The sequence below is a fragment of the Kribbella sp. NPDC023855 genome, from assembly GCF_040639475.1.
GTDB lineage: Bacteria > Actinomycetota > Actinomycetes > Propionibacteriales > Kribbellaceae > Kribbella.
Window position 1 is genome coordinate 199,584 of the sequence record NZ_JBFAAA010000008.1, and the last position, 26,776, is coordinate 226,359.

At 68.0% G+C, this 26,776-nt stretch carries 30 protein-coding genes and 1 pseudogene; 13 read left to right on the top strand and 18 right to left on the bottom strand.

Annotated elements, in window-relative coordinates; translation table 11 throughout:
* Nucleotides 1-31 precede the first annotated feature (31 nt).
* The gene (locus tag AB0F51_RS26540) at nucleotides 32-580 is read left to right on the top strand and encodes a hypothetical protein (RefSeq protein WP_360284292.1); all 549 of its coding nucleotides are present in this window, start codon (nucleotides 32-34) and stop codon (nucleotides 578-580) included.
* 111 nt (nucleotides 581-691) lie between these two features.
* Here the strand turns inward: AB0F51_RS26540 and AB0F51_RS26545 are convergent, their stop codons facing one another.
* The gene (locus tag AB0F51_RS26545) at nucleotides 692-1,594 is read right to left on the bottom strand and encodes a hypothetical protein (RefSeq protein WP_360284293.1); all 903 of its coding nucleotides are present in this window, start codon (nucleotides 1,592-1,594) and stop codon (nucleotides 692-694) included.
* 214 nt (nucleotides 1,595-1,808) lie between these two features.
* Here AB0F51_RS26545 and AB0F51_RS26550 point away from each other — a divergent pair, with 214 nt between their 5' ends.
* Nucleotides 1,809-2,264, top strand: a complete 456-nt coding sequence (locus AB0F51_RS26550) for a GNAT family N-acetyltransferase (RefSeq protein ID WP_360284294.1) — start codon at nucleotides 1,809-1,811, stop codon at nucleotides 2,262-2,264.
* Here the strand turns inward: AB0F51_RS26550 and AB0F51_RS26555 are convergent.
* Both AB0F51_RS26555 and AB0F51_RS26560 read right to left on the bottom strand, forming a co-directional pair.
* Nucleotides 2,257-3,567: a neutral zinc metallopeptidase gene (locus tag AB0F51_RS26555; RefSeq protein ID WP_360284295.1), complete on the bottom strand. Its 1,311-nt coding sequence runs from the start codon at nucleotides 3,565-3,567 to the stop codon at nucleotides 2,257-2,259. The two genes, AB0F51_RS26550 and AB0F51_RS26555, sit on opposite strands and share 8 nt — an antisense overlap.
* Nucleotides 3,568-3,591: 24 nt before the next feature.
* Complete coding sequence (locus AB0F51_RS26560; protein WP_360284296.1) at nucleotides 3,592-4,758, bottom strand: neutral zinc metallopeptidase; 1,167 nt, start codon at nucleotides 4,756-4,758, stop codon at nucleotides 3,592-3,594.
* 222 nt (nucleotides 4,759-4,980) lie between these two features.
* On the opposite strand from AB0F51_RS26560, the gene AB0F51_RS26565 reads away from it, so the two are divergent.
* Nucleotides 4,981-5,397, top strand: a complete 417-nt coding sequence (locus AB0F51_RS26565) for a PPOX class F420-dependent oxidoreductase (RefSeq protein WP_360284297.1) — start codon at nucleotides 4,981-4,983, stop codon at nucleotides 5,395-5,397.
* Between the two features lie 9 nt (nucleotides 5,398-5,406).
* Here the strand turns inward: AB0F51_RS26565 and AB0F51_RS26570 are convergent, their stop codons facing one another.
* The 3 genes and pseudogenes from AB0F51_RS26570 to AB0F51_RS26580 form a co-directional block, all read right to left on the bottom strand.
* A complete protein-coding gene (locus tag AB0F51_RS26570) occupies nucleotides 5,407-6,195 on the bottom strand; it encodes a class I SAM-dependent methyltransferase (protein ID WP_360284298.1) in 789 nt (262 codons plus the stop codon).
* Between the two features lie 310 nt (nucleotides 6,196-6,505).
* A pseudogene (locus AB0F51_RS26575) lies at nucleotides 6,506-6,838 on the bottom strand (NUDIX hydrolase); the annotation flags it as partial.
* Complete coding sequence (locus AB0F51_RS26580; RefSeq protein ID WP_360284299.1) at nucleotides 6,831-7,271, bottom strand: GNAT family N-acetyltransferase; 441 nt, start codon at nucleotides 7,269-7,271, stop codon at nucleotides 6,831-6,833. The pseudogene AB0F51_RS26575 and the gene AB0F51_RS26580, both read right to left, overlap by 8 nt.
* Before the next feature lie 89 nt (nucleotides 7,272-7,360).
* Here AB0F51_RS26580 and AB0F51_RS26585 point away from each other — a divergent pair, with 89 nt between their 5' ends.
* Nucleotides 7,361-8,098, top strand: a complete 738-nt coding sequence (locus AB0F51_RS26585; RefSeq protein ID WP_360284300.1) for a methyltransferase domain-containing protein — start codon at nucleotides 7,361-7,363, stop codon at nucleotides 8,096-8,098.
* 51 nt (nucleotides 8,099-8,149) lie between these two features.
* Nucleotides 8,150-8,569, top strand: a complete 420-nt coding sequence (locus tag AB0F51_RS26590; protein ID WP_360284301.1) for a hypothetical protein — start codon at nucleotides 8,150-8,152, stop codon at nucleotides 8,567-8,569.
* On the opposite strand, the gene AB0F51_RS26595 is transcribed toward AB0F51_RS26590, so the two are convergent.
* From AB0F51_RS26595 to AB0F51_RS26605, 3 genes are all read right to left on the bottom strand, one after another.
* Entirely contained in the window at nucleotides 8,570-9,349 is a 780-nt protein-coding gene (locus tag AB0F51_RS26595; protein WP_360284302.1) for a class E sortase, read from the bottom strand.
* 43 nt (nucleotides 9,350-9,392) lie between these two features.
* Nucleotides 9,393-9,938, bottom strand: a complete 546-nt coding sequence (locus tag AB0F51_RS26600) for a molybdenum cofactor biosysynthesis protein (RefSeq protein ID WP_360284303.1) — start codon at nucleotides 9,936-9,938, stop codon at nucleotides 9,393-9,395.
* A gap of 87 nt (nucleotides 9,939-10,025) precedes the next feature.
* Complete coding sequence (locus AB0F51_RS26605) at nucleotides 10,026-10,769, bottom strand: aminoglycoside 3'-phosphotransferase (protein ID WP_360284304.1); 744 nt, start codon at nucleotides 10,767-10,769, stop codon at nucleotides 10,026-10,028.
* A gap of 65 nt (nucleotides 10,770-10,834) precedes the next feature.
* On the opposite strand from AB0F51_RS26605, the gene AB0F51_RS26610 reads away from it, so the two are divergent.
* Nucleotides 10,835-11,335 (top strand): methylated-DNA--[protein]-cysteine S-methyltransferase, encoded by a 501-nt coding sequence (locus AB0F51_RS26610; protein ID WP_360284305.1) that lies wholly within the window; start codon nucleotides 10,835-10,837, stop codon nucleotides 11,333-11,335.
* Here AB0F51_RS26610 and AB0F51_RS26615 read toward each other — a convergent pair.
* The 4 genes from AB0F51_RS26615 to AB0F51_RS26630 are packed head-to-tail and all read right to left on the bottom strand — an operon-like array spanning nucleotide 11,332 to nucleotide 15,797.
* On the bottom strand, nucleotides 11,332-12,330 hold the full coding sequence (locus tag AB0F51_RS26615) for a LacI family DNA-binding transcriptional regulator (protein ID WP_360284306.1): 999 nt from the start codon (nucleotides 12,328-12,330) through the stop codon (nucleotides 11,332-11,334). The genes AB0F51_RS26610 and AB0F51_RS26615 overlap by 4 nt on opposite strands.
* Nucleotides 12,331-12,343: 13 nt before the next feature.
* Nucleotides 12,344-13,219 carry a carbohydrate ABC transporter permease gene (locus AB0F51_RS26620; protein ID WP_360284307.1) on the bottom strand — a complete coding sequence of 292 codons (876 nt, stop codon included), beginning with the start codon at nucleotides 13,217-13,219 and terminating at the stop codon, nucleotides 12,344-12,346.
* The gene (locus tag AB0F51_RS26625; RefSeq protein ID WP_360284308.1) at nucleotides 13,216-14,157 is read right to left on the bottom strand and encodes an ABC transporter permease subunit; all 942 of its coding nucleotides are present in this window, start codon (nucleotides 14,155-14,157) and stop codon (nucleotides 13,216-13,218) included. Before AB0F51_RS26625 ends, AB0F51_RS26620 begins: the two co-directional genes overlap by 4 nt.
* Complete coding sequence (locus AB0F51_RS26630) at nucleotides 14,154-15,797, bottom strand: sugar ABC transporter substrate-binding protein (protein WP_360284309.1); 1,644 nt, start codon at nucleotides 15,795-15,797, stop codon at nucleotides 14,154-14,156. Before AB0F51_RS26630 ends, AB0F51_RS26625 begins: the two co-directional genes overlap by 4 nt.
* Before the next feature lie 210 nt (nucleotides 15,798-16,007).
* Between AB0F51_RS26630 and AB0F51_RS26635 the strand changes: the two genes are divergently transcribed.
* Nucleotides 16,008-16,835, top strand: a complete 828-nt coding sequence (locus AB0F51_RS26635) for an amino acid-binding protein (RefSeq protein ID WP_360284310.1) — start codon at nucleotides 16,008-16,010, stop codon at nucleotides 16,833-16,835.
* A gap of 8 nt (nucleotides 16,836-16,843) precedes the next feature.
* On the opposite strand, the gene AB0F51_RS26640 is transcribed toward AB0F51_RS26635, so the two are convergent.
* Both AB0F51_RS26640 and AB0F51_RS26645 read right to left on the bottom strand, forming a co-directional pair.
* Entirely contained in the window at nucleotides 16,844-17,599 is a 756-nt protein-coding gene (locus AB0F51_RS26640; RefSeq protein ID WP_360284311.1) for an RNA methyltransferase, read from the bottom strand.
* Nucleotides 17,600-17,627: 28 nt separating this feature from the next.
* A complete protein-coding gene (locus AB0F51_RS26645) occupies nucleotides 17,628-17,924 on the bottom strand; it encodes a DUF4287 domain-containing protein (protein WP_360284312.1) in 297 nt (98 codons plus the stop codon).
* A 145-nt stretch (nucleotides 17,925-18,069) separates the two neighbouring features.
* On the opposite strand from AB0F51_RS26645, the gene AB0F51_RS26650 reads away from it, so the two are divergent.
* From AB0F51_RS26650 to AB0F51_RS26660, 3 genes are all read left to right on the top strand, one after another.
* Nucleotides 18,070-18,420, top strand: a complete 351-nt coding sequence (locus AB0F51_RS26650; protein WP_360284313.1) for a UBP-type zinc finger domain-containing protein — start codon at nucleotides 18,070-18,072, stop codon at nucleotides 18,418-18,420.
* 126 nt (nucleotides 18,421-18,546) lie between these two features.
* Complete coding sequence (locus tag AB0F51_RS26655) at nucleotides 18,547-19,191, top strand: hypothetical protein (RefSeq protein WP_360284314.1); 645 nt, start codon at nucleotides 18,547-18,549, stop codon at nucleotides 19,189-19,191.
* A complete protein-coding gene (locus tag AB0F51_RS26660) occupies nucleotides 19,188-19,889 on the top strand; it encodes a GAF and ANTAR domain-containing protein (protein WP_360284315.1) in 702 nt (233 codons plus the stop codon). Before AB0F51_RS26655 ends, AB0F51_RS26660 begins: the two co-directional genes overlap by 4 nt.
* Before the next feature lie 6 nt (nucleotides 19,890-19,895).
* Here the strand turns inward: AB0F51_RS26660 and AB0F51_RS26665 are convergent, their stop codons facing one another.
* A complete protein-coding gene (locus AB0F51_RS26665; RefSeq protein ID WP_360284316.1) occupies nucleotides 19,896-20,417 on the bottom strand; it encodes a GNAT family N-acetyltransferase in 522 nt (173 codons plus the stop codon).
* Nucleotides 20,418-20,472: 55 nt separating this feature from the next.
* Here AB0F51_RS26665 and AB0F51_RS26670 point away from each other — a divergent pair, with 55 nt between their 5' ends.
* Nucleotides 20,473-20,961 carry a helix-turn-helix domain-containing protein gene (locus tag AB0F51_RS26670; protein ID WP_360284317.1) on the top strand — a complete coding sequence of 163 codons (489 nt, stop codon included), beginning with the start codon at nucleotides 20,473-20,475 and terminating at the stop codon, nucleotides 20,959-20,961.
* A gap of 9 nt (nucleotides 20,962-20,970) precedes the next feature.
* On the opposite strand, the gene AB0F51_RS26675 is transcribed toward AB0F51_RS26670, so the two are convergent.
* Together AB0F51_RS26675 and AB0F51_RS26680 are read right to left on the bottom strand one after the other, a co-directional pair.
* Nucleotides 20,971-22,005, bottom strand: coding sequence for a LacI family DNA-binding transcriptional regulator (locus AB0F51_RS26675; RefSeq protein WP_360284318.1), 1,035 nt, complete (start codon nucleotides 22,003-22,005; stop codon nucleotides 20,971-20,973).
* 4 nt (nucleotides 22,006-22,009) lie between these two features.
* Entirely contained in the window at nucleotides 22,010-24,358 is a 2,349-nt protein-coding gene (locus AB0F51_RS26680; RefSeq protein WP_360284319.1) for a glycoside hydrolase family 3 N-terminal domain-containing protein, read from the bottom strand.
* 148 nt (nucleotides 24,359-24,506) lie between these two features.
* On the opposite strand from AB0F51_RS26680, the gene AB0F51_RS26685 reads away from it, so the two are divergent.
* Both AB0F51_RS26685 and AB0F51_RS26690 read left to right on the top strand, forming a co-directional pair.
* The gene (locus AB0F51_RS26685; protein WP_360284320.1) at nucleotides 24,507-25,856 is read left to right on the top strand and encodes an extracellular solute-binding protein; all 1,350 of its coding nucleotides are present in this window, start codon (nucleotides 24,507-24,509) and stop codon (nucleotides 25,854-25,856) included.
* Nucleotides 25,853-26,776: a sugar ABC transporter permease gene (locus AB0F51_RS26690; protein WP_360284321.1), complete on the top strand. Its 924-nt coding sequence runs from the start codon at nucleotides 25,853-25,855 to the stop codon at nucleotides 26,774-26,776. Before AB0F51_RS26685 ends, AB0F51_RS26690 begins: the two co-directional genes overlap by 4 nt.

Genomic DNA, 26,776 nt, shown 5'->3' on the forward strand with positions numbered 1-26,776 from the left:
CCGCCCTTGATTGCTGTGTAATCATGATTACATGAGTACACAGGTGGAGAGTGAGCGGGTGCGGGGGTGGCTGACCGGGCGGCTTCCCGCGGGATGGTTCGAGGGTGAGCCCGAGGTGAGTATCGATCGCGACGAGATTCTCGTGGTCGGGACGATCAAGGCGCCGGAGCAGGACGGTGAGGTCAGCGCGGCCGAGCGATCGGCTGCCGAGGAAGGCCGGATCAGGCAGTTCCGGGAGGACACCCGGGAGAAGCGGATCGAGATCGCGCGCGAACTGGAGCACGCGACCCGGCGGAAGGTGGCCTGGGGAGTGCGGGCCGGCGGGACGCGGACGGTGTTCACGTCGCTGTCGGCGCCGGTGATGACCCGGCTGCGGCAGCCGGAGCGTCAGGTGCTGGACACGTTGGTCGATGCCGGCGTCGCCCGGTCTCGCAGTGACGCGCTGGGTTGGTGCGTGAAGCTGGTCGCCCAGCACAGCGAAAGCTGGCTGGCCGAACTCCGCGAGGCCATGGCCAAGGTAGAAGACGTCCGCCGAGCCGGCCCCGCCGGCGACACCGACGTCCCCAACGACAAGCCGTAGTTCTCTCGTTGGGTCAGGAGGGTAGCCCCGCTAGTTGACTACCCTCCTGAGCTTTGGGGTTTTGGGGACGGGCGGGCGCTGGGTGCGCCCGCCCGTCGGGAGTGGCAGACCTCAGCTGTGTCGCGGGGGCTCGCTGGACCAGCCGTTGTCGCCGGTGTTCCAGTTGCCGTTCGAGCCCGGCGCGCCGTGGTGGGCCGGGTACTGCTCGTCCGGCTGCGCGTACGGCGCCTGCTGCGACGGGTAGCCGGCCTGCGTGCCAGTGCCGGCGCTCATGCCGTTGGAGCCGGTGTCGTTGGACCCAGCGGAGCCCATGCCGTTCGAGCCCCGGCTGTTCGAACCCATGCCGTTGGAGCCGGCGGTCGTCGAGGTGCGGTCGAACAGGGTGTGCAGCGCCTGGCCGGCCATCTCGCGGCCCCCGAGGCCGAAAGCGAGGCCGAGTGCCAGCGCGGCACCCGCGAGCACGATCAGCAGGGTGTTGCCGGTCAGCTGGACAGCGATGCCGAGCTGGGTCAGCGCGGCGAACGCGGCGTACACCAGGACGGCGTACCGGCCGACCTTGGCGAGGGTTTCGTTGCCGGTGGCACCGCGGATGATCGCGGCCAGGAAGTTCGCGAACAGCGCGGCCAGGCAGACGATCACGATCGCGGCGAAGATCCGCGGGATGTAGGCGAGCATGTCGGACATGAAGGCCGAGATCTCCGGCACGCCGAGCGCCGAGGCGAACATCGTGAAGCTGATCAGGAAGACGAACCAGAACACGACCTTGCCGAGCATCGCGGAAGCGGTCAGCCCCGTGCCGGACCGCTGCAGGATGCCGGACACGCCGGCCCGTTCCATCCACTGGTCGAAGCCGACCTTGCCGAGCAGCTTCGCGACCAGTTTGCCGAGCACCTTGGCGACGAGGTAGCCGATCGCGAGGATGACCAGACCGCCGAGCAGGTTGGGAACGAACCCGAGAAGCTTGCCGAAGGCATCTTCAAAGGGCTGGGTGAAGTCGATTGCCAGTGCAGACATCGGCTTTCCTCTCCGGACTGGCCCGCAACCGCCGCCACGCACCCGTCCCGCGCGACTCCGGCTCCGGGCGGATGCAGTGGTGTCTGCCAGCACCCGTGCCCGGTCCGGCGGCCCGCAAACGCCGTTTTCTAACGCAATGTGATTGCATAAGGCAATTATTGTCACCAGACCCCTGCCCGGTAAGGGCCATGCGGCTCTTGAGATGCTGTCAGGTATGACCGATGTCGTGATCCGCCCCGCCACCGCCACCGACGTTCCCGGCATCGTCGCGATGCTGACCGACGACGAGATCGCCGCCCGGCGGGAGAGCCCGGACGACCTGACGCCGTACCGGGCCGCCTTCGAGGCCATCGCGGCCGACCCGAACCAGGTCCTGGTCGTTGCCGAGCGCAACGGTGAGCTGGTCGGCACGCTCCAGTTGACGATCATCCCGGGCCTGTCCCGCAAGGGCGCCACCCGAGGCCTGGTGGAGGCAGTCCGGGTGGCAGCCTCAGCCCGCGGTACCGGCCTCGGTACGACGCTGCTGGAGTGGTCGATCGAAGAAGCCCGCGCTCGCGGCTGCGCTCTCGTCCAACTCACCACGGACAAGGCCCGCACCGACGCGCACCGCTTCTACCTCCGCCTGGGTTTCCAGAACACCCACGAGGGATTCAAGCTCCCGCTCAACTGACCTTCGCCGCCGGCGCGGTGTAGGTGTTGCAGGAGGCCGGGTCGGCGGTCGCGAAGCCGCGGGTCGCCCAGTACTCCGCGCTCTTGCGGGAGCCGTGGTCGCGATCCTTCTTCGGATCGTCACCACCGTTCTTGGTGGCGTACACCCAGAACCTCAGCCGCTCGCCCTCAAGGTCGAGTGCCTTCTTGTTCGCGCTGAGGAAGGCCGCACCCAGGCAGTCCGCCTGCAACTCCAGCCGCCGGGACCACTCCAGTTCCGCCGCCTTGGTCTTCGCCCAGCCCTCCTGGGAGGCCGAGGAGATCAGGATGTTGGTCAGCAGCTGCACGTGGTGGCTGTACTCGTGCGAGATGGTCGTCAGGAGATTCACGGCGGTCACCGGATCCTCCTTGTAGTACTTGACTGCCTGCTCCCACTTCATGGTCATGGTTTCGTCGGCACCGCAGTAGTACGCCACCCAATCGGTCGACTTACCACTGCACGCTCCCCCGCCTGCCTTCGTGGCCAGGACCAGCTTGGGCTGGCGGAACGGGTAGCCGGCCTTCAGGACCAGCGGCTCCCAGGTCTCGTGCAGACAGGGCAGCACCGCTTGGTAGAAACGCAGCACGTTCGTCTTGCTGTCCGGCTTGACCTTCGGGAGAGCACAGTTGACGCTCGGCAGCTTGCCGACCGCGTAAAGCCCGTTCTTGCGCAGCCGGACCGCGTCCGGCACCGGCTGAACCGTCTTGGTGACAGTCGGGGGCGGAGGGACCGGGACGGGCTTGTCCGACGCCCTGACCATTGGTCTGGTGAGCGGGTTCGCGACTGTTCTGTCGTAGGAGTCGATCACCTTGTAGCCGGCGTAGGCGCCTCCGGCCACGACGATGAGGGCCAGCGCCGACAGCAAGCCCACGATGGGACGAGAGAAGCGCCGAGGACCTTTCAGGTCCGGCGGCTGGCTGTCGAACTGCGGCAGGCCGGTCCTGGTGGGCGTGGTGTTCCAGCCGACCGGGCGAGCCCCACCGATCTGCCGGCCGCCCCGCAGCGGCGTGACCGGTGCATCCGCCAGCGGTGCCGCCGGTGGTGCACCGAACCCCCGGTACTCCGGGTCGGATGGCAGGGCCGCGGCCTTCTTCAGGCTGGGGTCGATCTCGGCCCCGACCGGGCGGGCCTTGCCGAGGCCGAGCTGCCGACGGTTGACGGTCTCCGCCGGCGTCAGCGCAGTACGGGGTGTGCCGACCGGGACGGCAGGCTGGTCGCCCGCCCCACCCGGCAAGAAGTGTCCGATCGTGGGCCCTGGCGTGGGCACCCGCTCGTCGTCCGCCATCCGTCTACCCCAAGTCCTCGGTGCTCAGCTGACCTTGGCCGCAGCTGCCACGAAAGTGTTGCAGGAGCCAGGGTCCGGGGCCGAGAAGCCCTTGTTCATCCACAGCTCGACGCTTTTGTCCGACCCATGGTCGCCTACCTTGCGCGGGTCGCTGTCATCGCCGCCGTGTTTGCTCCGCCACTTCCACCAGGTCAGCAGGTCGCCGGTGACCGGGAAAGTGGCCCGCTCGGCGCCCAGGAACACGGACGAGAGACAGGCCGCCTGCAACGCCGACCGCCGAGTCTGCTCCAGCTTCAGGGCCGGTGTGGCGGCCTCTGCCTGTCGGCGGGTCGATGACTCCAGGATGCCGGTCAGGTTCTGGACGTGGACCCCGTAGACGTAACCGAGCGCTCCGGCCATGTCGATCCGGGCCAGCGACCGGTTCTCGTCGAACATGATCAGCTTCGGCGGGTGGAACTCGTGACCGCTCTTGCGGACGACGGGCTCCCAGAACTTGTTCATGCAGACCAGGAGCGCCTGGTAGTACGCCTTGACGTTGCCCTTGGAGGTCGGCCGGAAGGCGGGTTCGCGGCAGCTGACCGGTGCCGGCTTACCGGCCGAGTAGAGCTTGTTCTCCAGCAGTACGACGACATCGGGCGTCGGCTCGGCGGTCGGTTGCTGGTCGGACGGTTGCTGGTCGGACTGGGTGCCGGGTTGCTTGACGGACGGCGTGCCGAGTGGGTTCGCGACGAAGTCGTCGTACGACGCGAGCACCTTGGTCGCGCCGAAGACCGCACCACCGGCAAGGACCAGCGCGCCCGCGACGAGGCCGGCGATCAGCGCCTTGGACTTCTGCTTCGGCTCGAACGGGATCGGCTCCGGCTGGTACCGCGCCCTGAACGCGGCGGCCGCGCGATCGCCCTGCGGCGGCGGCCCGAGGCGCGATCCGGAGAGCAACGGCGGCCCGTCCGCCTTCTCGGCACCCCGGCCAAGTCGCGGCGTCGGCGCGGCCAGCGGCTCCGACGGAGCCCCGTACCCCGGCACGCCCGGCCGCCCGTACTTCGGCAACTCGCTCGACCGGCGGTCCTTCGGCAACTCGTTCGGCCGGTCAGCCTTCGGCGGCTCGTCCGGCCGGTCAGCTTTCGGCGACTCGTCCGGCTGGTCGGCTTTCGGCAGGAAATGCCCGGGCCTGGGCCCCGACTCCTCGGCCATGCATCCCCGCTTCTCCCCAGTCCCGGGCACGACCCCGGACCCATCAGGTCAATGACGATCGGAGCCACCCCCAGCCCGACCGCCGCCCGATGCTACGACGTACGGACGCCATCGCAGTACCGGATTGCAGCTATTGACATCGCTTCGCGACCTGGCCTCACTCTCTGTGCGAGTGGAAACACTGGAGGCGACCTGGCCTGTCGGTGATCTAGGGTCCGTGGCATGAACTTGGGTGATGCTGCGCGGAAGCTCATCGACGGTGCGAATCCGGGGATCCTGGCGACGATCAACCCGGACGGGAGCCCGCAGACGTCGGTGGTCTGGGTCGGCACGGACGGCGACGACGTCGTCATCTCGACACAAGCCGGGCGGCGCAAGGACGTCAACCTGCGCCGGGATCCGCGCGCCAGCCTGCTGGTGATCTCGAAAGACAACCCGGACCAGTACGTCGAGATCCGCGGCACCGCGGTGGTCACCGAGGACACCGGACGAGCGGTCGCCTTCCAGTTGGCCGAGCGCTACGAGGAAGGCGCCGGCCAGGAATACCTCGACCTCCCCGCCGACGTCGTACGCACCGTCATCCGCATCACCCCAACAAAGCTCACCGGCCCAGCCAGCCCCCAAGGCCGCTCCGCCTAGCCCACTCGGTCAGGCGTGGCCGAAAGCAAGGAAGTGGAAGCTCGCGGACATCAGCCGTGGATCGTTTTCGAGCAGCCGGGCCAGCGCGATTGCTGACGGAAGTAGTCGCGGTACGTCGTCAGCCGGTGCGTGCTCGAGCGTCGCCGCGGCCGGGCCTTCGACGCCCAGTACTTCGACGGCGCCCAGCCCGGCCTGCTCGAACTCCGTCCGCAACTCGTCCGCGTGATGGAAGTACGCGTTGGTGAACCCGTCCGGCTCGTCGTAGTTCCGGCCGGTCGCGAGCGCGTCGGCAAACATCTGCAGCTTGTCGATCAGCATGCCCTTGGTGCCGTACTCCAGCAGCCCGGCGTACCGACTGATGCCCGCGGCAACCACCAACCCACCCGGCCTGGTCACCCGCCGAGCCTCACGCAACGCCTGCGCCCGATCGGCCGCTTCCACCAAGTGATACAGCGGCCCCAGCATCAATGTGACGTCAACGCTGTCGTCGTCTTGAGTCAGTTGGCGCGCATCCCCGACCACCGCCGCAAACGTCCCGACCTCCGCCGCCTTGGCGACATGCTCCTCAACCGGATCAACCAGCGTCACCCGATACCCGTCGTCGGCCAGCCACCGCGCATGCACCCCGGTCGCCCCACCCACATCCAAAACACTTGCCCCCGGCAACGGAAGGTACCGGCGTACCAACTCCTGCGTCCGCAAGAACTCCAGCTGCCCATGCCCGGACCGCGCCAACCGCGAGTCCTCGACGTATCGCTCGGCATAAAACGCCCTGATCAACGGATCCAGTTCAACCATCCCCCCATGATCCCCACCCAAAAACCCCGGGACACCCCATTTCCCCACCCCCTACCCTGCCCCGATGACCCGCATCATCTTCCTGAACGGCGCACCGTCCACCGGCAAAACCGAGACCTCCGTCAGCAGGATTCTCGGCTACCTGTCAGAGCGGTGAGGTGGTGGATTCGTAGGTGCGGTTGAGGAAGTCGAGGGTGGGGTCGAAGGTGAAGGTCCAGTGGGTAGGTGGGGTGCCCCGGAGGTAGGCGACGGCTGGGTGGCTGAGGGGTGGGTAGGGAAGGTCGCCGAGGAGGCGGATGGCCTCGGGGAGCGGGAACCAGCGGGCTTCCTGGACGGAGTTGTCGGGGTCGTCGATGGCGAAGTCGCCGTCCGGGAGATCGACGCGGTAGTTCCACGCCGTACTGCGCACCGCGTCGTCCCGGCTGACCACCAGGACCTCGCTGACCAGGATGAGTTGGTCCACTCCGGTGATCAGACCGGTCTCCTCGCGCAGCTCGCGGACGGCTGCTTCAGCGGGTGACTCACCGAGCTCGACGGCGCCGCTCGGGAGGGTCCAGTGGTCGTTTTCCCAGCGCTCATAGCGTTCGCGGATCAAGGCGAGCTGGTCCGCACGGAAGGCGAGGACGCCTACGTAGTCAGGCATCGGCCTGGAGGGTGAACTCGATCTCGCCGAACTCGTCGGGGCCTTCGTCGGTGAACGCGGCGGCCCGCAGGGTGGCCAGGCCGGCTTGGTTGGAGGGGTCCACCGTTGCGTGGATGAACCGGGCGCCGAGGTCCTTGGCCAGCTCGACGACGTGCTCGACGGTCGGGCGGCCGAGACCTTCGCCGCGACGGCCGGGGCTGACGTAGTACATGATCTCGGCTTCGTCGTCGAGGATCTCCAGGTCGATGAAGCCGACCGGGCCGGTCTCGTCGAAGGTGATCCAGCCGTGCCGGCTCGGTGCCTGGAGCAACGGCGTCCAGCGCTGCACGGCCTGGCCATAGAACCCGCCGAAGCTCGCGCCACCGTCCGGGTCGGCCGCCAGCCACTGCTCGACCTGCCGCAACCCGTCCTCGTCGATCGGCCTCACCTTCATGCCACCGCACTCTGCCTGCCGCCACCGACAATTGTCGAGCCCGTCCAAACCTGTTGCGACTCCAAGTTTGGGGCGGTTGGCTGGACCCCATGGTTGACCTGACGCGCGCCGAGTACCCGCTGTCCTCGAAGTACGACGCCGATTGGCTGCTCGACTGCGACATGGGTCCCAATCCGCTCTGGCTGCTCGAGGACCTGGCCGGCGAACTCGACCTTGAGCCCGGTCTGAAGGTGCTCGACCTCGGCTCCGGCAAGGGCGCGACCTCGGTGTTCCTGGCGAAGGAGTACGGCGTCCAGGTCTGGGCCGCCGACCTGTGGGTCGACCCCTCCGACGCCGCCGCCAACTTCGCGGCTCAGGGCGTCGACGTCACCGCACTGAAGGCCGAAGCCCACACGCTGCCCTTCGCTCGCGAGTTCTTTGACGTGATCGTCTGCATCGACGCCTACGAGTACTTCGGTACGGCTGACAACTACCTCGCCTACCTCACCGGCTTCCTCAAGCCCGGCGGCCGGCTCGGCGTCGCCACCCCCGCGATGACCCGGGAGGTCCGCGACCTGGGCTATATCCCGGAGCACATCAAGAAGCTGGTCGGCTGGGAGGCGATCGCCTGGCACACCCCCGAGTGGTGGCGGTTCCAGTGGGAGATCACCGAACTGGTCGAGGACGTCTCGGCCCGGATGCAGAAGTCCGGCTGGAGCGACTGGCTCGCCTGGGCCGAAGCCGCCTCCGAGCGCTCCGGCACCCCCGACGGCAGCCTGGAAATGCTCCGCGCCGACCAGGGCGAGTACCTCGGATTCGCGCTCGTCTCCGCCCGCAAACCAGGCTGAGCCCGCGGACCCGGGTTACGCGCTTCACCAGCACTGAGCAATGCTGTCGGTATGAGCTGGGCTATCTACGCGATGCGAGGGCCAGGAGGCGTACGCCGCCTCGAGGACATTCCGGACGGCTACCAACCGCCCTCACTCGGTACTGCGGAAGCGGTGGTCGACCAGGTGCGCGAGCTCGCGCCCGACGTGGATGCGAGCAAGCGGTCCTGGCTGCACCTGAAGAACGCCGACTACGACATCGAGATGTCGATCGGCAAGGGCGTCGAGGTCCGCGACATCACGTTCTACATCGACGGGCCCCGCTCGATCCCGCTGGTGATGCAGATCAGCAGCAAACTCGGCGTCACCCCGTACGACACCGAATCCGGCAACTTCCTCACCGAGGAGTCCCGCCCCCCAGTCCCCCCGCCCCTAACCCCAGACGAACTCAAAGCCAACAAACCCAAGTGGTGGAAATTCGGCCGCAGCTGATCACGTGGCCGGGCGGGTGCTGACCAGGGTGGCGATTTTGTTGATTCGGTGTTCTGGGTTGTTGAGGGCGTCTTTCCAGTAGTTGCCGGCGGCGTGGTCTTCTGGGGTGGCGCAGGTGGAGAGGGTGAGCATCGGCTGGGTTGGCCGGACGCCCGGGCGGCCTGGTACGGCGGCGTTCTGTTGGGCCTTCTCGGTCGGCTTGCGGAACGAGATCGTCATCGTCCGGTTCACCACGTAGTCGTAGACGGTCCCGTTGGACGTGACGAAAACGTGGGCGCCGTTCTCCAGTTCCGGTAACCGCCCGAGCGGCCGGCCGTGCGTGGTTCGGTGCCCGGTGACGATGAAGTTGCCGATCTCTCCCGGGCCGACCCCACCCGCCGGCCCACGCGGCGACGCGAACACCCCGCGATCCTGGATCACCGTGCCGGCCTTGTCGTCCGCGGTACCGGTGTAGGCGACGACGCGGAGCGCGCGGACGCCGATCGCAGGAATGGCGAGCGTCGTCACGCCCGTCGCCGACGGCCGGCCACCAGTCGGCTTAGACCCGGTCGGCGAAAGCGTCGGCGAAGGCGAGAGCGAGGGTGCGGGCGAGAGCGAGGGTGCCCGCGAGGGCGACCGCGACGGCGTCGGCTTGGCGAGCGTCGGAGTCGGAGTCGGCGGAGTGCTCTCCGGGCCGGACTGCTCAACAGTCGGCTGCGGAGTACCGGATGGCGCCGTGTCGGTGCAGCCCACGAGAGCGGCCGCCATCACCACCGCGACCACCCACCGCCCCACCATCATCGGACCGTAACCCCCACCACCGAAAACCAGCAGAAAGCCGGTATCACCCGACTGTCAGGGTGGCAGGCCCCACGCGCAAGATCCCGGAGTCCAACGGCTCACACCGGACCCCGCCACGCCCGCGCAGACTCTTGAACGCTCCAGGAGCCAGTACGACGTCCATCCACGCACACGGATTAGCCGGCCGATGCGCCTGAAACCGAACCGCCCCCGCCCCACTGTCCAGCGCAAAGCTCCGCCCCGGCACCCGCTCACCCGACCCCGTACGCCGCACCGCCAGTTGGTCGATCGGATACCCCCGGATGATGATGTTCCGCCTGGTCAACACCGGATCGGGCACCTCGCCCAGCCCCAACCCCACCGCCAACTCATCCAGCGCCCCAGCATCAAAAACCGTCACCGCAGCCTTCCGATGCGCCGACCGCCCGAAGTACCGATCCCCCACGATCCCCAGCCCGGCCCGAACCTCGATCTCCCGCGGACCGGCCACCAAGGGATCCACCCGGGCCCCGTCCTCCGGCCGCCCCTCGTAGGCATGCACCGGAGAAACCACGAACCCGACGATCTCGACCCGCACCTCGCTGTCCACAAGTTCAAGGTAGCCGCACAACGAATACGGCCCTGGAGGCGTTTCACAGGCCGCCGCAAGTGGCCTGGTTCCCGGCGGAGGGTGGGCTCAGCCCCAGGTGAGGGGGTCGAGTAGGTGGTAGAAGTTCAGGCGGTGGGGGTCCGGGGGCAGGCCGTAGGCAGCGAAGAAACTGTTGGCGTCGGCCGACCACTCGTCGGCCAGTTGTGCTCTGACCAGGGCCAGGTCGGTGTGGCGGTCGGCGATGCCGAGGCGGCCGACGTCGATTGCTCCGGTGCACTCGAGGGTGTTCGGGTCGAACAGGAAGTTTGGTAGGCAGGAGTCGCCGTGGCAGACGACGAGGTCTGCCTTTGCGGCGACCTCCGGGAGTTCGGCGTGCAAGCGGGCCAACAGGTCCGAAGGCTCGACCCGTCGCCACTCGTCGGTGAGGAAGTCGGGGTTCACCGCACCCCGCCGTACGACGTCCTCCGCCTGCGCCACCACCTCAGCCAGCGGCCGCTCGAACGGGCAACTCTCCACCGGCAGTTCGTGCAACAACCGCAGAGCCGTCGCCAAGCTGGACACCAACTTCTCCGACCACGGCAGTTCACTCGCCGCGACCCCCGGTACGGCGGAAGTCAGCAGCGCAGCGCCCTCGTCACTCTCAAGCCAATCGAGCACCGAGGCGCCGGGCATCGCAGTACCGGCAAGCCACTCGACCCGATCGCGCTCAGACTGCAACTCACCCACACCACCAGGCCCGCAACACTTCGCATAAACAGCATCTCGGCGGAACACCTCGGTCGCGGATTCCCCGCCGCTGACCGGCTCCCAACCACTCCCCGGCAACAACATCCCGCCATCCTCACACAACGGCCACGCCGAGCGTTCTACCAGTACAGGACCCGACTGGAGGAGAAATGCACAACCGGCACGCGGTCGTCAGCACCCGACTCGGCGACCTCACCCTCGTTGCCTCAGGCAACGTACTGATCGGCGTCTACTTCCCACACCACTGGGTGAAGCCCACCCCAGCCACACTCGGCGAGCCCACGACGTACGACCCGCTCCTGACCGAGGCCGCCCGCCAGTTGGACCAGTACTTCGCCGGCGAGCGCGACACCTTCGACCTCCCCGTCGAGCTGCGTGGCGGCGACGCGTTCCAGCAGAAGGTGTGGGCCTTGCTCGACGAGATCCCCCGCGGCGAGACCACGACGTACGGCGAACTCGCGGAGCGGCTCGGCGACAAGCAACTCGCTCAGCTGGTCGGCAAGGCGGTCGGCAGCAACCCGCTCTCCATCATCGTCCCGTGCCACCGCGTGGTCGGGAAGAACGGCAAGCTCACCGGGTACGCCGGTGGCCTCCAGCGCAAGCAGTTCCTGCTCGACCTCGAAGAAGCCGCCCCGGCCCGTCTCTTCTAACCGGAGGACGACTCGCGCACGATCAACTGCCACGGGAAGTCGAAGACCTTGCCGTCCGCCCCTTCGCGGTCGGTGAGGCGTTCCACGATGATCCGGCACAGCGCGCGGTTGAACCCGACCGGCCCGACCGTCGACAGCGCCGGATCGAGGTGCTCGCCCTCCGGCGTGTTGCCGACCCCGACCACGGCCAGATCCCCCGGTACGTCGAGACGCAACCGGTGGGCGGCCCGGATCGCGGCGATCGCGGCGAAGTCCGTCGTACAGTAAAGCGCCGTGGGCCGGTCCGGCCGGTTGAGCACCGACATCGCTGCCCGGTAGGCCCCTTCGGGATGCGGCTCATAAGTAGCCACCAGCTCATCAAGCACCGGTACGCCGGCCGTGTCCATCGTGCGCAGATAAGCGTCGAACCGTGGCGAGCCGGTCAGTTTCGAGGTGAGCGCGCCGATCCGGGTGTGCCGCTCCAGCAGATGCTCCACCGCCAGATGGCAACGCGGCTCGGCGCCCGACCGGATGACGTCGAAACCACGCGGTTCCAGCACCTCGCTGAAGACAACCATTTGCACGCCCTGAGCCGCGAACGCCTCGAGATCGGCAACCAGAGCCGGGTCGTCGCGGACGTGATCGATGAAGATCACGTCCGGCGTCCGGTTCGCGAGCACGGTCCGCCAGTCGCCGTCGGCCACGATCAGCGCGGTCTTGCCGAGCGGTTGCACGGCCGCGCTGACATCGGCGGCCACCGCCTGCGCCCATGGATCGGCCAGCACGCTCAGCGACAACAGCACCAGGTCGGACTTGCCCGTGCGGATCGCGCGAGCCGCGTCGTTGCGCCGGTACCCGAGCCGCGCCGCGGTCTCCCGGACCCGGTCCGCGGTGGAGTCCGAGATCGTCTGGCTGCGCGGATGCCCGGACAGCACGTAGGACACCGTGGCGATCGAGACTCCCGCCGCGGCGGCGACAGTGCGCAGCGTTGGTTTGTCGGTCATCCCCGTGGCCATGAGACCGATTCTCTCAGCCCTTGACCGCGCCGGTGATGACGCCCTTGTTGAAGTGCCGTTGCAGGAACGGGTAGACCATCGCGATCGGTACCAGCGCCACCACCACGACCGCCATCTGCAACGACTGCGGCTGCGGCAACGGCGTCACCCCGAGCTGGTCGGCCGACAGCGACTTGCCCTGCAGCACGTACGTCCGCAGGATCACCTGGACCGGCCACTTCGAGGTGTCGTTGAGGTAGAGCAACGCGTTGAAGAACGCGTTCCAGAAGCCGACCGCGTAGAACAGCCCGACCACCGCGATCACCGCCTTCGACAACGGCATCACGATCCGGCGCAGAATGGTGAAGTCACTGGCGCCGTCGATCCGGGCGCTCTCCAGGATCTCGGCAGGCACGTTCATGAAGAACGTCCGCATCACCACGAAGTTGAACGCGCCCAGCGCTCCCGGGAGGATCAGCGACCACAGGCTGTCGATCAGCCCGAGCTGCTTGACGATCAGGAACATCGGGATGATGCCCGGCGCGAACAACAGCGTGAACAGCACCATCAGCAGCACCGGCCGGCCGAACAGCACCGGGCGGGAGGTCGCGTAGGCCAGCGCGATCGTGGTGAACAAAGCGATCGCCGTACCGATCACGGTGACGAAGACGCTGACCCCGATCGCCCGCGCCATCAACCCGCCGCTGAACAACGTGTCGTACGCCTTCAGCGTCGGGTGCGAGGGCCACAACACATAGCCACCGGCCTCGATGATGTCCTGGTCGCTGGCCAGCGAGGTCGAGATCACCACCATGATCGGGATGATGATCGCCACCGCGAACCCACCGAGCACCAGCGCCTTGACCGTCTGGTACGCCGGTGCCGGCCGCTCCTTCCAGATCGGCCTCACGACTCTCCTCTTTTCTGGAAGATCCCCGGTTCGCCGAGCCGATGCGCGAGTGCGTTCGCACCCCACAACAGCAGTGCGCCGAGCACACCCTTGGCCAGCCCGGCCGCGGCCCCGCTGCTCCAGTCACCACCGACCACGCCGGCGTAGTACGTGAAGGTGTCCAGTACTTCGGCCGCGCCCGGCCCGACCGAGTCGCGTTGCAGGATGAACTGCTCGAACCCGACGCTGAGGATGTCGCCGATCCGCAGGATCAGCAGCAGCACGATGACGGTGCGCATCGACGGCAAGGTGATGTGCCAGAGCCGTCGCCAGCGACCCGCGCCGTCCGCGGCGGCAGCCTCGTACAAGGAGACGTCGACCGCCGACAGCGCGGCCAGGAAGATGATCATCGCCCAGCCCGCGTCCTTCCAGATCAGCTGCGCGACGACGAGCAGCGGGAAGGTGTCCGGGTTCGTCATGAACGGGATCGGGTCGAACCCGGCCTGCCGGAGCAGGTTGTTGACGAACCCGGCACCACCGAGCGATTGCTGGAACAGCGTGATGACCAGCACCCAGGACAGGAAGTGCGGCAGGTACGCGATGGTCTGGAACGCCCGCCGAATCTTGTTGCTGACCAGGGAATCCACGATCAGCGCCATCCCCAGCGGCACCGGGAAGAACAGCACCAGTTGTACCCCGGCCAGGATCAACGTGTTGCGCAACGCGTCCCAGAAGTCCGGATTCGCGTACAGGTTGACGAAGTTCTGGATGCCGTTCCACTCGCTGTGCATGATGCCGAGGTACGGCTGGAAGTCCTGGAACGCGACCACGTTGCCCAGCACCGGCAAGTAGAAGAAGACGAGCAGGAACAACACACCCGGCACCATCAGCACCAGCATCTGCCAGTCCCGCCGCAACCGGACGCCGAACGGTAGCTCCGGCTGTTTGCGCCGACTCAAGACTGTGTCACCGGTACGCCGGCGGGCAGGACGGCTTCGAACTCACCACGCATCTTGTCGCCGCCGCCGCTCTTCCAGCGCTTGAGCGCCTCGTCGTACGCGCCGATCTTCTGCCGGCCGGTGACGATGTCCACGATGGTGTCGCGGAACGCCTCGGTCAGCTTCGGGCCGACCTTGCTGCTGGTGTCGGAGTAGGTCCCGGCCGTCGGGTTGCGCATCGCGAACTCGAGCAGCTTCTGCTCGGTGGCGTGGATCTTCTTGGTGTCCTCGGGGAACGCCGGGTTGAAGATCACGCTCTCCGGTGACGTCATGATGGTCAGCGCGCTGACCAGGCCGGGCGCCTGCTGGTTGCCGGCCGCGGTGAGCACCGGGTTCTTCTGCGCGTCGAGGGTGTACTGCTGGCCGGCCGTACCGAAGTTCTTCTGCAGGTACTCCTTGGTGCCGAAGGGCGCCGAGAGGTAGTTGATCAAGGCAAGCAGTTCGCGGATCCGGCCTTCGTCGGTCTTCTTGAACGGGGTGAAGCCGACCGTTCCGTAGCCCATGTCGTAGACCGGCTTGGCCTTGCCGTCATGGCCGAACGGGATCAACGTGTCGACGAACAGGGTCGGGTCGGCGGCCCGGAAGTCGGCGGTCGCCCGCGGACCGACCACGACCTGGGCCGCGATCTGGCCGTTGACGGTCTTCGGCGTCGCGTCGGCGAGGTTGAGGTCGGGGTAGAAGACCTTGGCCGCCCACAGCTTCGCGGCGTACTCGACCGCGGCCTTGTAGTTGTCCGTCTCGTAGAGGTGGGTCAGCGAGCGGTCCTGGTTGACCCGCCAGCCGTTCGGGGCGCCGAACCACTCGCCGAACATGTGCAGCATGTTGATGATGGCCGGTTCGAGCGCGTAGTTCGTGCCGCGGGTGAGCTCCTTGCACTTGGCGAAGAACTCGTCGGCGGTCTTGCACTGCAGGCCGCCGACCTTGGCCCAGGTCCGCGGGTTGCCCATCATCACCTGGCCGAACGGGGTGGACGGGATCGGCGCGCCCCAGATCTTGCCGTTCACCACCGCGGTCCGCCAGGAGGCCGGCTTGAGCGCGGCGAGATTCGGGTACTCCAGCACGGCGTCGCCGGACAGGTAGGGGGTCAGGTCCTGGAACTTGGCCTCGAGCATCGGGCCGACGTTCGGGATGCCCTGGTTCGGCGGCAGCCACATCAGGTCCGGCAGCGAGTCGCCGGCCAGCAAGGTGGCGAACTTCTCCGGGTAGCCGGGGTCGGTGCCGATGGTCAGCTTGAGCTCGCCGCCGAGCGCCTGGTTGAGCGCCTGCCACATCGGGTTGCTGCCCATCGGGGGCGGCGGCGTCGCGAAGGTCTCGGTCAGCGCGGTCACCGAGCTCTTCAGCGGTGGCGCCTGCACGCTGGCGATCGCGTTCTCCGGGAACCGCAGGAAGCCCGGCTCGAGCCCGGACTCGGCCCCCGGCAACTCCGGCCGGAGCGCGTCGAACGGCTTGTACGTCGGCAGCTTCACGTCGCCGGAAGCCTTCGCTCCGCCGCCGGTCGAGCCGCCGTCGCCACACCCCGCCAACGTCGGGCCGAGCACCGCCGCACCCAGCGCGGCGCCACCCAGCTCCAAGAACCTCCGCCGCCCGAACCTGCTCTCCATGCTGCCCTCACCTCTGCTCGGCCTGACCGTTTGTGATCTCTGATTGCAGAAACCACTCACTAACGATCACTTAAACGTTAACCGGGACCGTAAACCCAGCCCTGGCCCTCCCGCAACCCCCAATCCCCCAACTCACGCCCTCCGCGGGTTTTACGAGCCGGCAACGACGCGGCAACGCGGGGTGCGGACGGGGAAGCGAGAGTGGGCTGCGTGGAGCAGCTTCGGACCAGAGTGAGCGCCGGTACTGCGTGCGACGTGTGCGGCCGGATGCCTCATCCAGCACGCCTCCGCCTGACGCTGGCCAAGCTCGCGGCGATCTTCCCGCTCGAACTGGCCCTGCACGCGCTCATCGTGGCCGTCCACCCGCCGTACCTGCTCGCGGTGACCCTGCTCGCCATCACCACCACCGCCCTGGCGATCTGGGTGATCGAACCGTCGACGATGCGTCTCCTGCGCACTTGGCTGCACGCCCCCGGCCACCGGCTCCGTTCGCACACGCACGCCGAACTGCGACAGGCCCCTTCCCTGTGGCGGATCAGAGTCACCCTCGCCGACCGAGCCGGCGAGCTGGAGCAGCTCACGCACGCCCTGGCCGACCTGGACGCCAACATTCTCGGGCTGCACGTCCATCCGGTGTACGGCGGCGTACGGGACGAACTGGTCGTCTCGACACCGGACTCGGTCGGGCCGGAGGAGCTGACGGAGATCGTCACGGCGGCCGGCGGACGCGAAGTTCGCGTCTGGCCGACCACGAAGCTCGCGCTCGTCGACGGGCAGACGACGGCGTTGAGTCTGTCGGCCCGGGTGGTTGCCGATCCGGCAGAGCTACCGCATGCGGTGGCTGAGTTGCTTGGTGCCCAGCTGGTCACGGATCCGAAGAAGTACGAAGGTCCCGCAATGCTCAAGATCCCGTCGCCGTGGAGTGGTCTCTATGTGTTCACCCGGCCGGGTGAGCCGTTTACTCCTGCGGAGTCGGCGCGGGCTCATCGGCTGGCGGAGGTTGCCGAGGCTGCGCGAGCCATCGCGGCCGGGCGTTGACCCGGCGGTCAGTCGCGGTTGGTGACTTCGAAGGCGACGACGGCGGCGGCTACTGCGACGTTGAGGGACTCGACGCCCGCGTGGAGGGGGATTTGGAGGTCTTCGTCGGTTTGGACGGTGATGCCGTTGGTCTCACCGCCGAGGACGAAGACCGAGCGGGGCGCGAGTTCGGCCTTGAAGAGGGACTGCCGCGAGCGCGCCGACAGGCCGTAGATGCGGTAACCCGCCTCGCGCAACAGGTTGACGGCCGCCTTCGCGGTGGCGACGTTCACGATCGGGGCCTGGAAAGCGACGCCTGCGGACGCCTTGATGACGAGCGGGCCGACGTGCGGCGTACCGGCTCTGGGCAGGATCACCCCGTCGATGCCGGCGCCGGTCGCGGTCCGCAGGATCATCCCCACGTTGCCGGGATTGGTGACGCCGTCGAGCAGGAATACGTTGGTCGGCCGCTTGCCGCGGGTCCGGACGAAGTCGGCCAGCGGTGTCATCCGGGGCGCGTCGACGTCGGCGACCACGCCCTGGTCGTGCTTGCCGTTGCCGGCCAGCCACTTCACCCGCGACGCCGTGGCCCGCTCCACCGGCGTACCGGTCCGGGCCGCGGCCTTGAGGATCTCGTCCAGCGAACCGCCGCCGGCGTTGTCGGCGACCACCACCTTCGCCACCGACAGGGCGCGGTCGTTCAGCGCCTCGAGCACCGGTTTACGCCCGAAGATGGTGATCCACTTGTCCCGGGGAGAGAGCCTCTCCCGCGCGTCCTGATCCACCGACGTACCGTACCGCCGCCACCCCGGCTCAGCCGTTGGCGGGGTTGGTGGCCTTGCCGTCCAGCCAGAGGGTGTCACTGGCGTCGCGGTGGACGCCGGTCGAGCCGACGTGCTTGGTGCTGATCTTCGGGCCGTTCTTGATCACGTGGACCAGCGCCATCGCGTGCCCGCGCCCCAGGTCGTAGTCCTCCTTCAGCCAGTCGACGACCGCGCCGGACTTGGTCGCCGGCCCTTCGAACCCGCGCTCTCGGGCCAGCTCGACCAGCTCCCGCGGGGTCCGGCCGGTCTTCTCCTCGATCTTGTCCAGGTAAGCCTGAAACGACATCGTGTTCACCTCTCGCCCGGGCGGCCCGGTCGGCCGCCACACCCAGGCGTCGATCGTCACCGGGCAGGATCGACACCGGCTCGCACAAAAGTTCGGGACGGCGGGAGTTACTGTTTGTGAGCGACCTACAGAAGGGGTGGATGGGATGACGTACGACGCCGGAATCCGGCCTGAGGTCCCACCGTCGGGACCGGGGTGTGTCGAGTGCACGGGCGATGGCGGCTGGTGGTTCCACCTGCGCCGCTGTGCCGAGTGCGGACACATCGGCTGCTGCGACAGCTCGCCGGAGCAGCACGCCAGCAAGCATGCGGCGGAGACGAACCACCCGATCATCCAGTCGTACGAACCCGGCGAGGACTGGTTCTGGGACTACACCACCGAGCAGATCGTGGACGGCCCGGAGCTGGCTCCGCCGGTGAACCACCCGGTCGGCCAGCCCGCGCCCGGCCCGGAGGGCGCAGTACCGGCGGACTGGATGCAGCACATTCACCAGTAGCCGCTTGACCAACCGCCGACTCGGGCGCATCCTGATGTCATCGCATCGATGACGCATAAGTTTGTCAACGATGCGTTGACATGCTAGGAAGCTGCGGTTGGTTGTTACCCGAGACGGAAGCTGCTGATGCCTGAGACCGAAGACGTCGCCACCGCGTTCGCCGCGGTGCGGGCGACGATGGGGCGCCTGGACGCCGAGGCCGAGCAGGCCGAGGTGCTCGAGGCGCTGGTCCGGCTCCGCAAGCTTCGCGACGAGCTGGCCGGCTGGGAGCCCACCCTCATCCAGGTGGCCCGGGACCGGGGTGCCAGCTGGGCGGAGCTCGCGCCCGCCCTCGGGGTCGCCAGCCGTCAGGCCGCGGAACGCCGCTACCTGCGGCTCAAGCCCAACGAGGACGACCCCGGGATGACCGGGGAGCAGCGGATCCAGGCCACCCGCGACGAACGCGCGAGTGAGCGCGCGCTGGCCGACTGGGCCCGGGACAACGCCGCGAACCTGCGGGCGCTGGCCGGACAGGTCGCCGCGCTCGACAATCTCGACGACGAGACCTCGGCCAGCGTGGAGCGGATCCACAGTGCCCTGGGCGAGAACGACACCACCGCTTTGCTCGACCCGCTGACCCGGGCCGGCGAAGGACTGAGCAAGGACCACCCGCGACTCGCCCGGCTGATCTCCGACCTGGGCGAGCAGGCGGGCGCTGTACGGCAGGCCATCCAGCGCCGGACCGGCACCCGCCGGCCGGTAGCGCACTCCGCGGAGGAGGAGGGTCGATGACAACTCAGCAGCACCCGACTGCTGAGACGTTCGCGCGACTGGCCGTGGAGTTGCACGACTCCGAGGGCGTCGGCGAAACCGTGGAAACCGTGGTGCAGTTCGCCCTACAAGCACTGTCCTGCCGGTACGCCGGTCTGGTGCTGATCGAGCGTGGTCGCAAACCGGTGATCGCGGCGGCGACTGCGCCGGTGGTCACCGAGCTCTACCAACTGCAACTCGACGCCGGGCAGGGCCCGCTGATGACCGCCCTGGAGAGCCACCAGCCGGTCTTCGTCACCGACATCGCCCACGACGACCAGTGGCCGGCCGACTGGCAGGCGCTGGCCGCCTCGATCGGGGTCTGCAGCGTTCTCCACCTACCGCTGATGCCGACCGACCACCCGGTGGGGGTGCTCAGCTTCTTCAGCGAGCAACCGGAGGGCTTCGACGCCGACGACCTCGCCGTCGGGCACATCCTGGCCCGGCACGCCTCGATCGCGGTCGCCAACGCCCGCAGCGAGGAGTCGCTGGCGCAGGCGGTGGACGCCCGCAAGCTGGTCGGCCAGGCGATGGGGATCCTGATGGAGCGCTTCGACCTGGACGGCGACCGCGCGTTCGACGTACTGCGCCGCTACTCGCAGGACAGCAACACCAAACTGCGCGACGTCGCCCAGCAACTGATCGACACCCGCAAGCTCCCCACCGCCGTGAAGCAGTAGCCGGAGCTACCCGAAGTCGGCGGCCCGCAGGGTGAAGTTGATCAGCGCGCCGTCGCGTTCCGCGGTGGCGGTGGGCCAGTGGGTGCGGACCATGCGCAGCACCCGGTCGTTCATCGCACTGACCAGGACGAGGAGCTGAGCAGCCCCGGCATCCAGCGCGTGCCGAGCGGCCTCGACGACCATCCGTACGCCGAGCCCGCGCCGCTGCTCCGCCTCGGCGACGATCACGGCCAGTTCGGCGGTCGGCACGGTCGCGCCCTTCACCCAGGCCCACATCACGTGGCCGACCACTTCGCGGTCGCGTTCGGCAACCCAGGCGGCGCCCTCCGGGCACACCATCCGCCGCACCAACTCCGGCTGTGGCGGCCGCCCGACGGCTCCCTGGAAACGCATGTACAGGCTGAAGTCCGGCATCCCGATCAGCATGTCCGCCAGCGCCTGCACGTCGGCATCCTCGGCCCGCCGGACCGACAACTGACTCCCACCCCTGGCCGCACCGGGCGGCTCGACCACCTGAGTCTGATTCACGGATTCAGGGTCGCGCGACTTGGCTGAGTCTGTCAAGCAGACTTATCCTCGAAGTATGAGTCAGCAGACGATGCCGGAGGCCATGAACTGGTCGACCGAGAACTGCACGATCTCCCGCACGATGGAGATCCTCGGTGAGAAGTGGACCTTCCACGTCCTGCGCGAGGTATTCGTCGGTGTCCGCCGGTTCGAGGACATCCGCGCCCGGGCGAACATCCCCCGCCAGGTGCTGACCGACCGCCTGACCGCGCTGATCGACCGCGGCCTGCTGCGCCGCGAGGCGTACCGGATCCCCGGCCAGCGCGAGCGCTACGAGTACCGCCTCACCCAGGCCGGCCTCGACCTGTATCCGGTCATGGTCGCCCTGGTCCACTGGGGCGACCAGTACCTCCCGCTGGACAGCGGTCCGCCACTGAGCCCGGAGCACCGCGGCTGCGGCGGGAAGGTCACCGTCACCCTTCAGTGCGACGCCGGGCACGTCCCGACCCCGCGAGAGGTCGCCTTCCGCCCCGGCCCCGGCGCCACCCGCCGCAAGGTCAGCTGACCGGCAGCGTCAGCTGACCGGTACGCGAGCCAACTCAGCCGTGGAGTCGCGAACGATCAAGCGTGTTGCCAGCTCGACGTGATGGGAGTCGACCTTCTCACCGGCAGCCAACTGCAGCGCGGTCCGCAGTGCCACGGCGCCCATCTCCCGCAGGGGTTGGCGAACCGTGGTGAGCTGAGGCGAGGCGAGCCGGGCGACCTGGGTGTCGTCGAAGCCGATGACGCTGAGATCTTCAGGAACGCGAAGACCCCGGGCGCGAGCAGCCTCCATCACCCCGAGCGCGGTCTCATCGCTTCCGGCGAAGATCGCCGTCGGCGGCTCGGGCAGGTCGAGCAACGCCTCACCACCAGCCAGACCGTCCTCGTACAGGAACTCGCGCAGCCAGACGTACTCCTTCGGCACCGGCGCTCCGGCAGCCTCCATCGCACCGCGGAACCCGTTCATCCGGGCCTGGTTGCACCCTGAGCTCGGCGGACCACCGCAGTACGCGATCCGTCGATGGCCCAGTGACAGCAGATGCTGCGTGGCAGCCATTCCGCCCGCGAAGTTCGTCGACCCCACACTCGTCACGTCCGGCTGCGCGATGCTGACCGGGTCGACGACGACCAGCGGCAGCCTCGCCCTGGACAGCGCCGCGAGATCGGCCGCACTCAGTTCGCAGGTGATGCCGATCGCCGCGCGCCGCCCGTTCGAGATCAACTGGCGGATCCACGGCACCGCCCGGCCGGTACTCCGGGACGCCGGCGGATGCGATCCGACGACGACGTCGACCCCGGCTGCCTGGCCGGCCTCGACCACGCCCTGAATCACCTCCACCGAGTAGGTGTTGAGGAAACCCTGGTAGAACAGCTCGACCGTGATCCGCTCGACCTGTTCGGGCCGGCGTCCGACGTACTCGTGCGCGCGCAGGATCTCCTGCACCCGGGCACGCGTCGACTCGGACACGTCGCTGCGCCCGTTCAGCACCTTGGAAACAGTGGCGACCGACACTCCGGCAGTGGCGGCGACGGTGGCCAACGTGACACGTCCGCTCAACCGCGGCACCTCCTCACCCTGCTCCTCCAACCATCCGGATCTCGACGGGGGTCACCATCGTACGATCGTGTCCCACCACGCGAGTGGCACCGGTGACCCGCACGATCGCGCGGCACGGCAGGTCCGTCGACGACGTCCCCACCAGCACCTCGAGGTCGCCTGCCTCGACGATGCGGCGCAGGTCAGGCCCACTGTAAGCGGTCCGGTCGGCGTGCACCCGGAAGGCGACCTCGGCCGCCTCGCCCGGCTCCAGCGACACCCGGGCGAACCCGGTCAGCAGCTTGAGCGGCCGCGCAACCTGCGCCACCAGATCGTGCAGGTACAACTGGACAACCTCGTCACCGCGCCGCGAGCCGGTGTTCCGGACCAGCACGGTCGCGGTGAACTCGCCATCGGTGCTGATCTCCTCAGCACTGAGCTGCAGGTCACCGACCTCGAAGGACGTGTACGACGCACCGAACCCGAAGGGGTACAGCGGCACCGTCTCCAACCCACTGATGCCCGCACTCTCCGCACTGCCGAGCGCCGGCTGCAGGTAGGTCCCCGGTTGCCCACCGACGTGGCGCGGAATCTGCACCGGCAACTTGCCACCGGGAACGACTCGTCCACTGAGAACTCCGGCGATCGCGAGTCCACCCGCCTGCCCAGGAAAGAAGGCCTGCACCAAACCTGCGGCCCGCCCGGCGATCTCCCCCAACGCGTAGGGCCGACCGGACACGACCACCACGACAACCGGCGTACCGGTGTCGAGCAAGGCAGCGACCAACTCATCCTGTACGCCGGGCAGGTGCAGGTCTTCCGCATCGCACCCCTCGCCGGAGGAACCGTGGCCGAAGAGGCCGGACAAGTCGCCCACGCAGACGATCGCGAGATCAGCATCCCGGGCAGCCTCGACTGCGGCAGCAATCCCCGATCGGTCGTCACCGACGACCGAACAGCCTTGTGCGTAAGCCAGTTCGACGCCGTCCAGCTCATTGCCCAAGGCATCGAACAGGGTCGGCACCGAGATGCCGAGCCCGCGATCGGGGTAGCGCGGGAGGACGTGGTTCGGGAAGGCATAGCAGCCCATGAAGGTCTTCGGGTCACCGGCACACGGTCCGACCACCGCGATCCGTTGTGGGGCAAGGCGATCCAGCGGCAGCGCAGTACCGGCGTCCAGGAGGACGACGGAGCGTTCCGCCACCTCGAGCGCCAGCGCCTGGTTCTCGGCGGAGTCGAGGTCGACCTCTTTCACCGAGCCTTCAGGAGTCCAGTCGGGGTCGAGCAGACCCAGTTGCACCTTCTGCAGAAGGACTCTGCGGGCCGCGCGGTCGATCAGGTCTTCCGACAGCAGACCCCACTTGAGTCGCTCGAGCAAGCCTGCGCCATACCCGATCGTGTCGGGCAACTCGACATCGGTGCCGGCGGCAAGCGCCAGGGCACCCGCGTCGTCAGCCGTGGCGGCGACGTGATGCATGGTGGCCAGGAACGGCACGGCCCAGTAGTCGGAGACCACCGTGCCGGCGAAGCCCCACTCGTCGCGCAGCAGTTGGGTGAACAGCCACGGATCCACGCCGGCCGGCAAGCCGTCCAGGTCGGAGTACGAGCTCATCACCGAACCGGCGCCGGCGGTGGCGATCGCCATTTCGAAGGTCGGCAGGATGACGTCGAGCAGTTCGCGCCGCCCGATCGACACCGGGCCATGGTTGCGGCCGGCCCGCGACGCGGAGTAGCCCGCGAAGTGTTTGAGCGTCGCGATCACACCGGCACTCTGCAGCCCGCGCACGTACGCCGACCCCAGCATCCCTACCAGGTAAGGGTCTTCGCCCAGCGTCTCCTCCACCCGGCCCCAACGATAGTCGCGGACGACGTCGAGCACGGGCGACAGTCCTTGGTGCACACCGACAGCCGCCATGTCCCGCCCGATCGCCGCCGCCATCCGCTCGATCAGCGCGGGATCGAAGGTCGCACCCCAGGCGAGCGCCGTCGGGTAGACGGTCGCGCCGTACGCCGTGAACCCGGTCAGGCACTCCTCATGGACCAGCGCCGGTACGCCGAGCCGCGAACCGTCGAGCACGACCCGGTGCTGGCGGATCACCTCGGCCACACCCTCCGGCACCGACAGCGGAACACTGCCCCAGACCCGGGTGAGATGGCCGAGCCCGTGCTCGCTCGCCTCTTCCAGCGAGACCGATCCGCCCGCGCTGAAGACGTCCTGCATCGGCGCGACGTTGAGCTGTTCCTCGACCGGGGGCTCGGTCTCGGCCATGTCGTTGCCGACCCACCGGCTGCCGAGCTGGGCGACCTTCTCGGCCGGCGTCATCGCCTGCAGGAGCAGCTCGGCCCGCTTCTCGGCCGGCAGCGCCGGGTTCCGCCAGCTCACGAAAGCCTCCTGTGAATTTGATCGATCAATCGCCGAAGTTTCGAAATGTTTCGATACCGCCCCGTGATCCATAGAGGTCAATTTCTCCTAGTTATGCGTCTGGTTCAAGACCTTGACAGCAACACACCCGAAATCTACGTTACGAAACATGACGACTTCTCGGCGCAACTTCCTTCGCATTTCTGCCGGCAGCGCCGCCATCGCGGCCGGGCTCGCTGCCTGTGGCACCTCCGGCCCGAAGAGTTCCGGCACCTCCAGCAACGGCGCGGCGGCGGGCACCGGCGCGTCGTACTGGTTCCTCACCGGCCAGCCGCAGCAGAGCATCCGTGAGGGGCAGGTCAAACGGTTCAACGACGCCAACCCCGACAGCAAACTGAAGACGACGGAGTTCCAGAACGACGCGTTCAAGCAGAAGATCAAGACCGCGATCGGGGCCGGCCAGGGCCCGACGCTGATCTGGGGCTGGGGCGGTGGCGGCCTGAAGAGTTACGTCGACGCGGGTCAGGTCGAGGACCTGACCGGCTGGTTCGGTGAGAACGCCGAGCTGAAGAACTCGATCTTCCCGTCCGCGTTCGGCGCGGCCACCGTGAACGGCAAGATCTACGCGATGCCGGTCGAGACCACCACCCCGATCGTGCTGTTCTACAACAAGACCGCGTTCGAGAAGGCCGGCGCCGAGCCGCCGAAGTCGTGGGGCGACATCCTCGACCTGGTGCCCAAGTTCAACGACAAGGGCATCGCGCCGTTCTCGCTCGGCGGCCAGTCGCGCTGGACCAACATGATGTGGCTGGAGTTCCTGTTCGACCGGATCGGCGGCAGCGAGGTCTTCCAGAACATCTTCGACGGCAAGCCGAACAGCTGGTCGGACCCGTCCGCGCTGAAGGCGCTGGAGGAGATGCAGAAGCTGATCAAGGCGAACGGCTTCATCAAGGGCTTCTCCTCGATCACCGCCGACTCGAACGCCGACCAGGCGCTGCTCTACACCGGCAAGGCCGCGATGATGGTGCACGGCGCCTGGACCTACGGCGGCATGAAGGCCGACGGTGGCAAGTTCGTCACCGACGGCCACCTCGGCTACATGAACTTCCCGCCGGTGGACGGCGGCAAGGGCGACCCGACCACCACGGTCGGCAACCCGGGCCAGTACCTGTCGATCTCGTCGAAGGCGAGCCAGGCCGACAAGGACGTGGCGAAGAAGTTCCTGTCCACCTCGACCCTGGACGACGCGTCGGTCGAGGCCTGGGTGAAGTCCGGCAACATCCCGGTGGTGAAGAGCGCCAAGGACAAGCTCGGCTCGGTGACCGACAAGAACGACGCCGAGTGGCTCAAGTTCGTCTACGAGACCTCGTCGAACGCGAAGACCTTCGTCCAGTCCTGGGACCAGGCGCTCAGCCCGGCCGCGGCCGAGGCGTTGCTCGACAACATCGCCAAGCTGTTCCAGCTGTCGATCTCCCCGCAGCAGTTCGCCGACAACATGAACAAGGTGATCGGCAAGTGACGGCTGCCGCTCCGTCCGCCGTAAAGGTTGCCGGGCGGACGACCTCGCGCGCCGGGCGGAGCGGCTCGGTCGCGTGGATGGCGTTGCCCGCCCTCGCGATCTTCGTGCTGTTCGGGGTCGTCCCGTTGGCCGGAGTGTTGCTGCTCAGCTTCACCCAGTGGGACGGCCTCGGCGCCATTCACACCGCGGGGTTCAGCAACTGGCGCTCGGTGCTCAGCGATCCCGCGCTGCCGCACTCGCTGTTCGTGACGTTCGAGATCATGATCCTGTCCTGGGCGGTGCAGACGCCACTCAGCCTGCTGCTCGGCGTCTTCCTGGCCGGCCGGCAGCGCTACCGGGCCCTGCTCGCCGTCCTGTACTTCGTCCCGCTGCTGCTCAGCTCGGCCGCGATCGCCATCACCTACAAGGCGCTGCTCGACCCGAACTTCGGGCTCGGCGCCGGTCTGCACCTCGACTTCCTGGCCCAGGACTGGCTCGGCAAGGGCAACCTCGCGCTCGGCGTGGTGATCTTCGTCGTCTCCTGGCAGTTCATCCCGTTCCACTCGCTGATCTACCAGGGCGGGGCCCGGCAGATCCCGCACACGATGTACGAGGCCGCCGCGATCGACGGCGCCGGCCGGGTCCGGCAGTTCTTCAGCATCACCGTCCCGCAGCTGAAGTACACGATCATCACCTCGTCCACGCTGATGGTGGTCGGCTCGCTGACCTTCTTCGACCTGATCTTCGTGCTCACCGCGGGCGGACCCGGCGACGCGACCCGGGTGCTCGCGCTGGACATGTACAAACGGGGCTTCCAGGCCAACCTGATGGGCCCGGCCAGCGTGATCGCCGTACTGCTGGTCCTGATCGGTCTGGCGCTCGCTCTGCTGCTGCGCCGGCTCGGCGGCAGCACGACGGCCAGCCAGCAGGAAGGTGCGTGA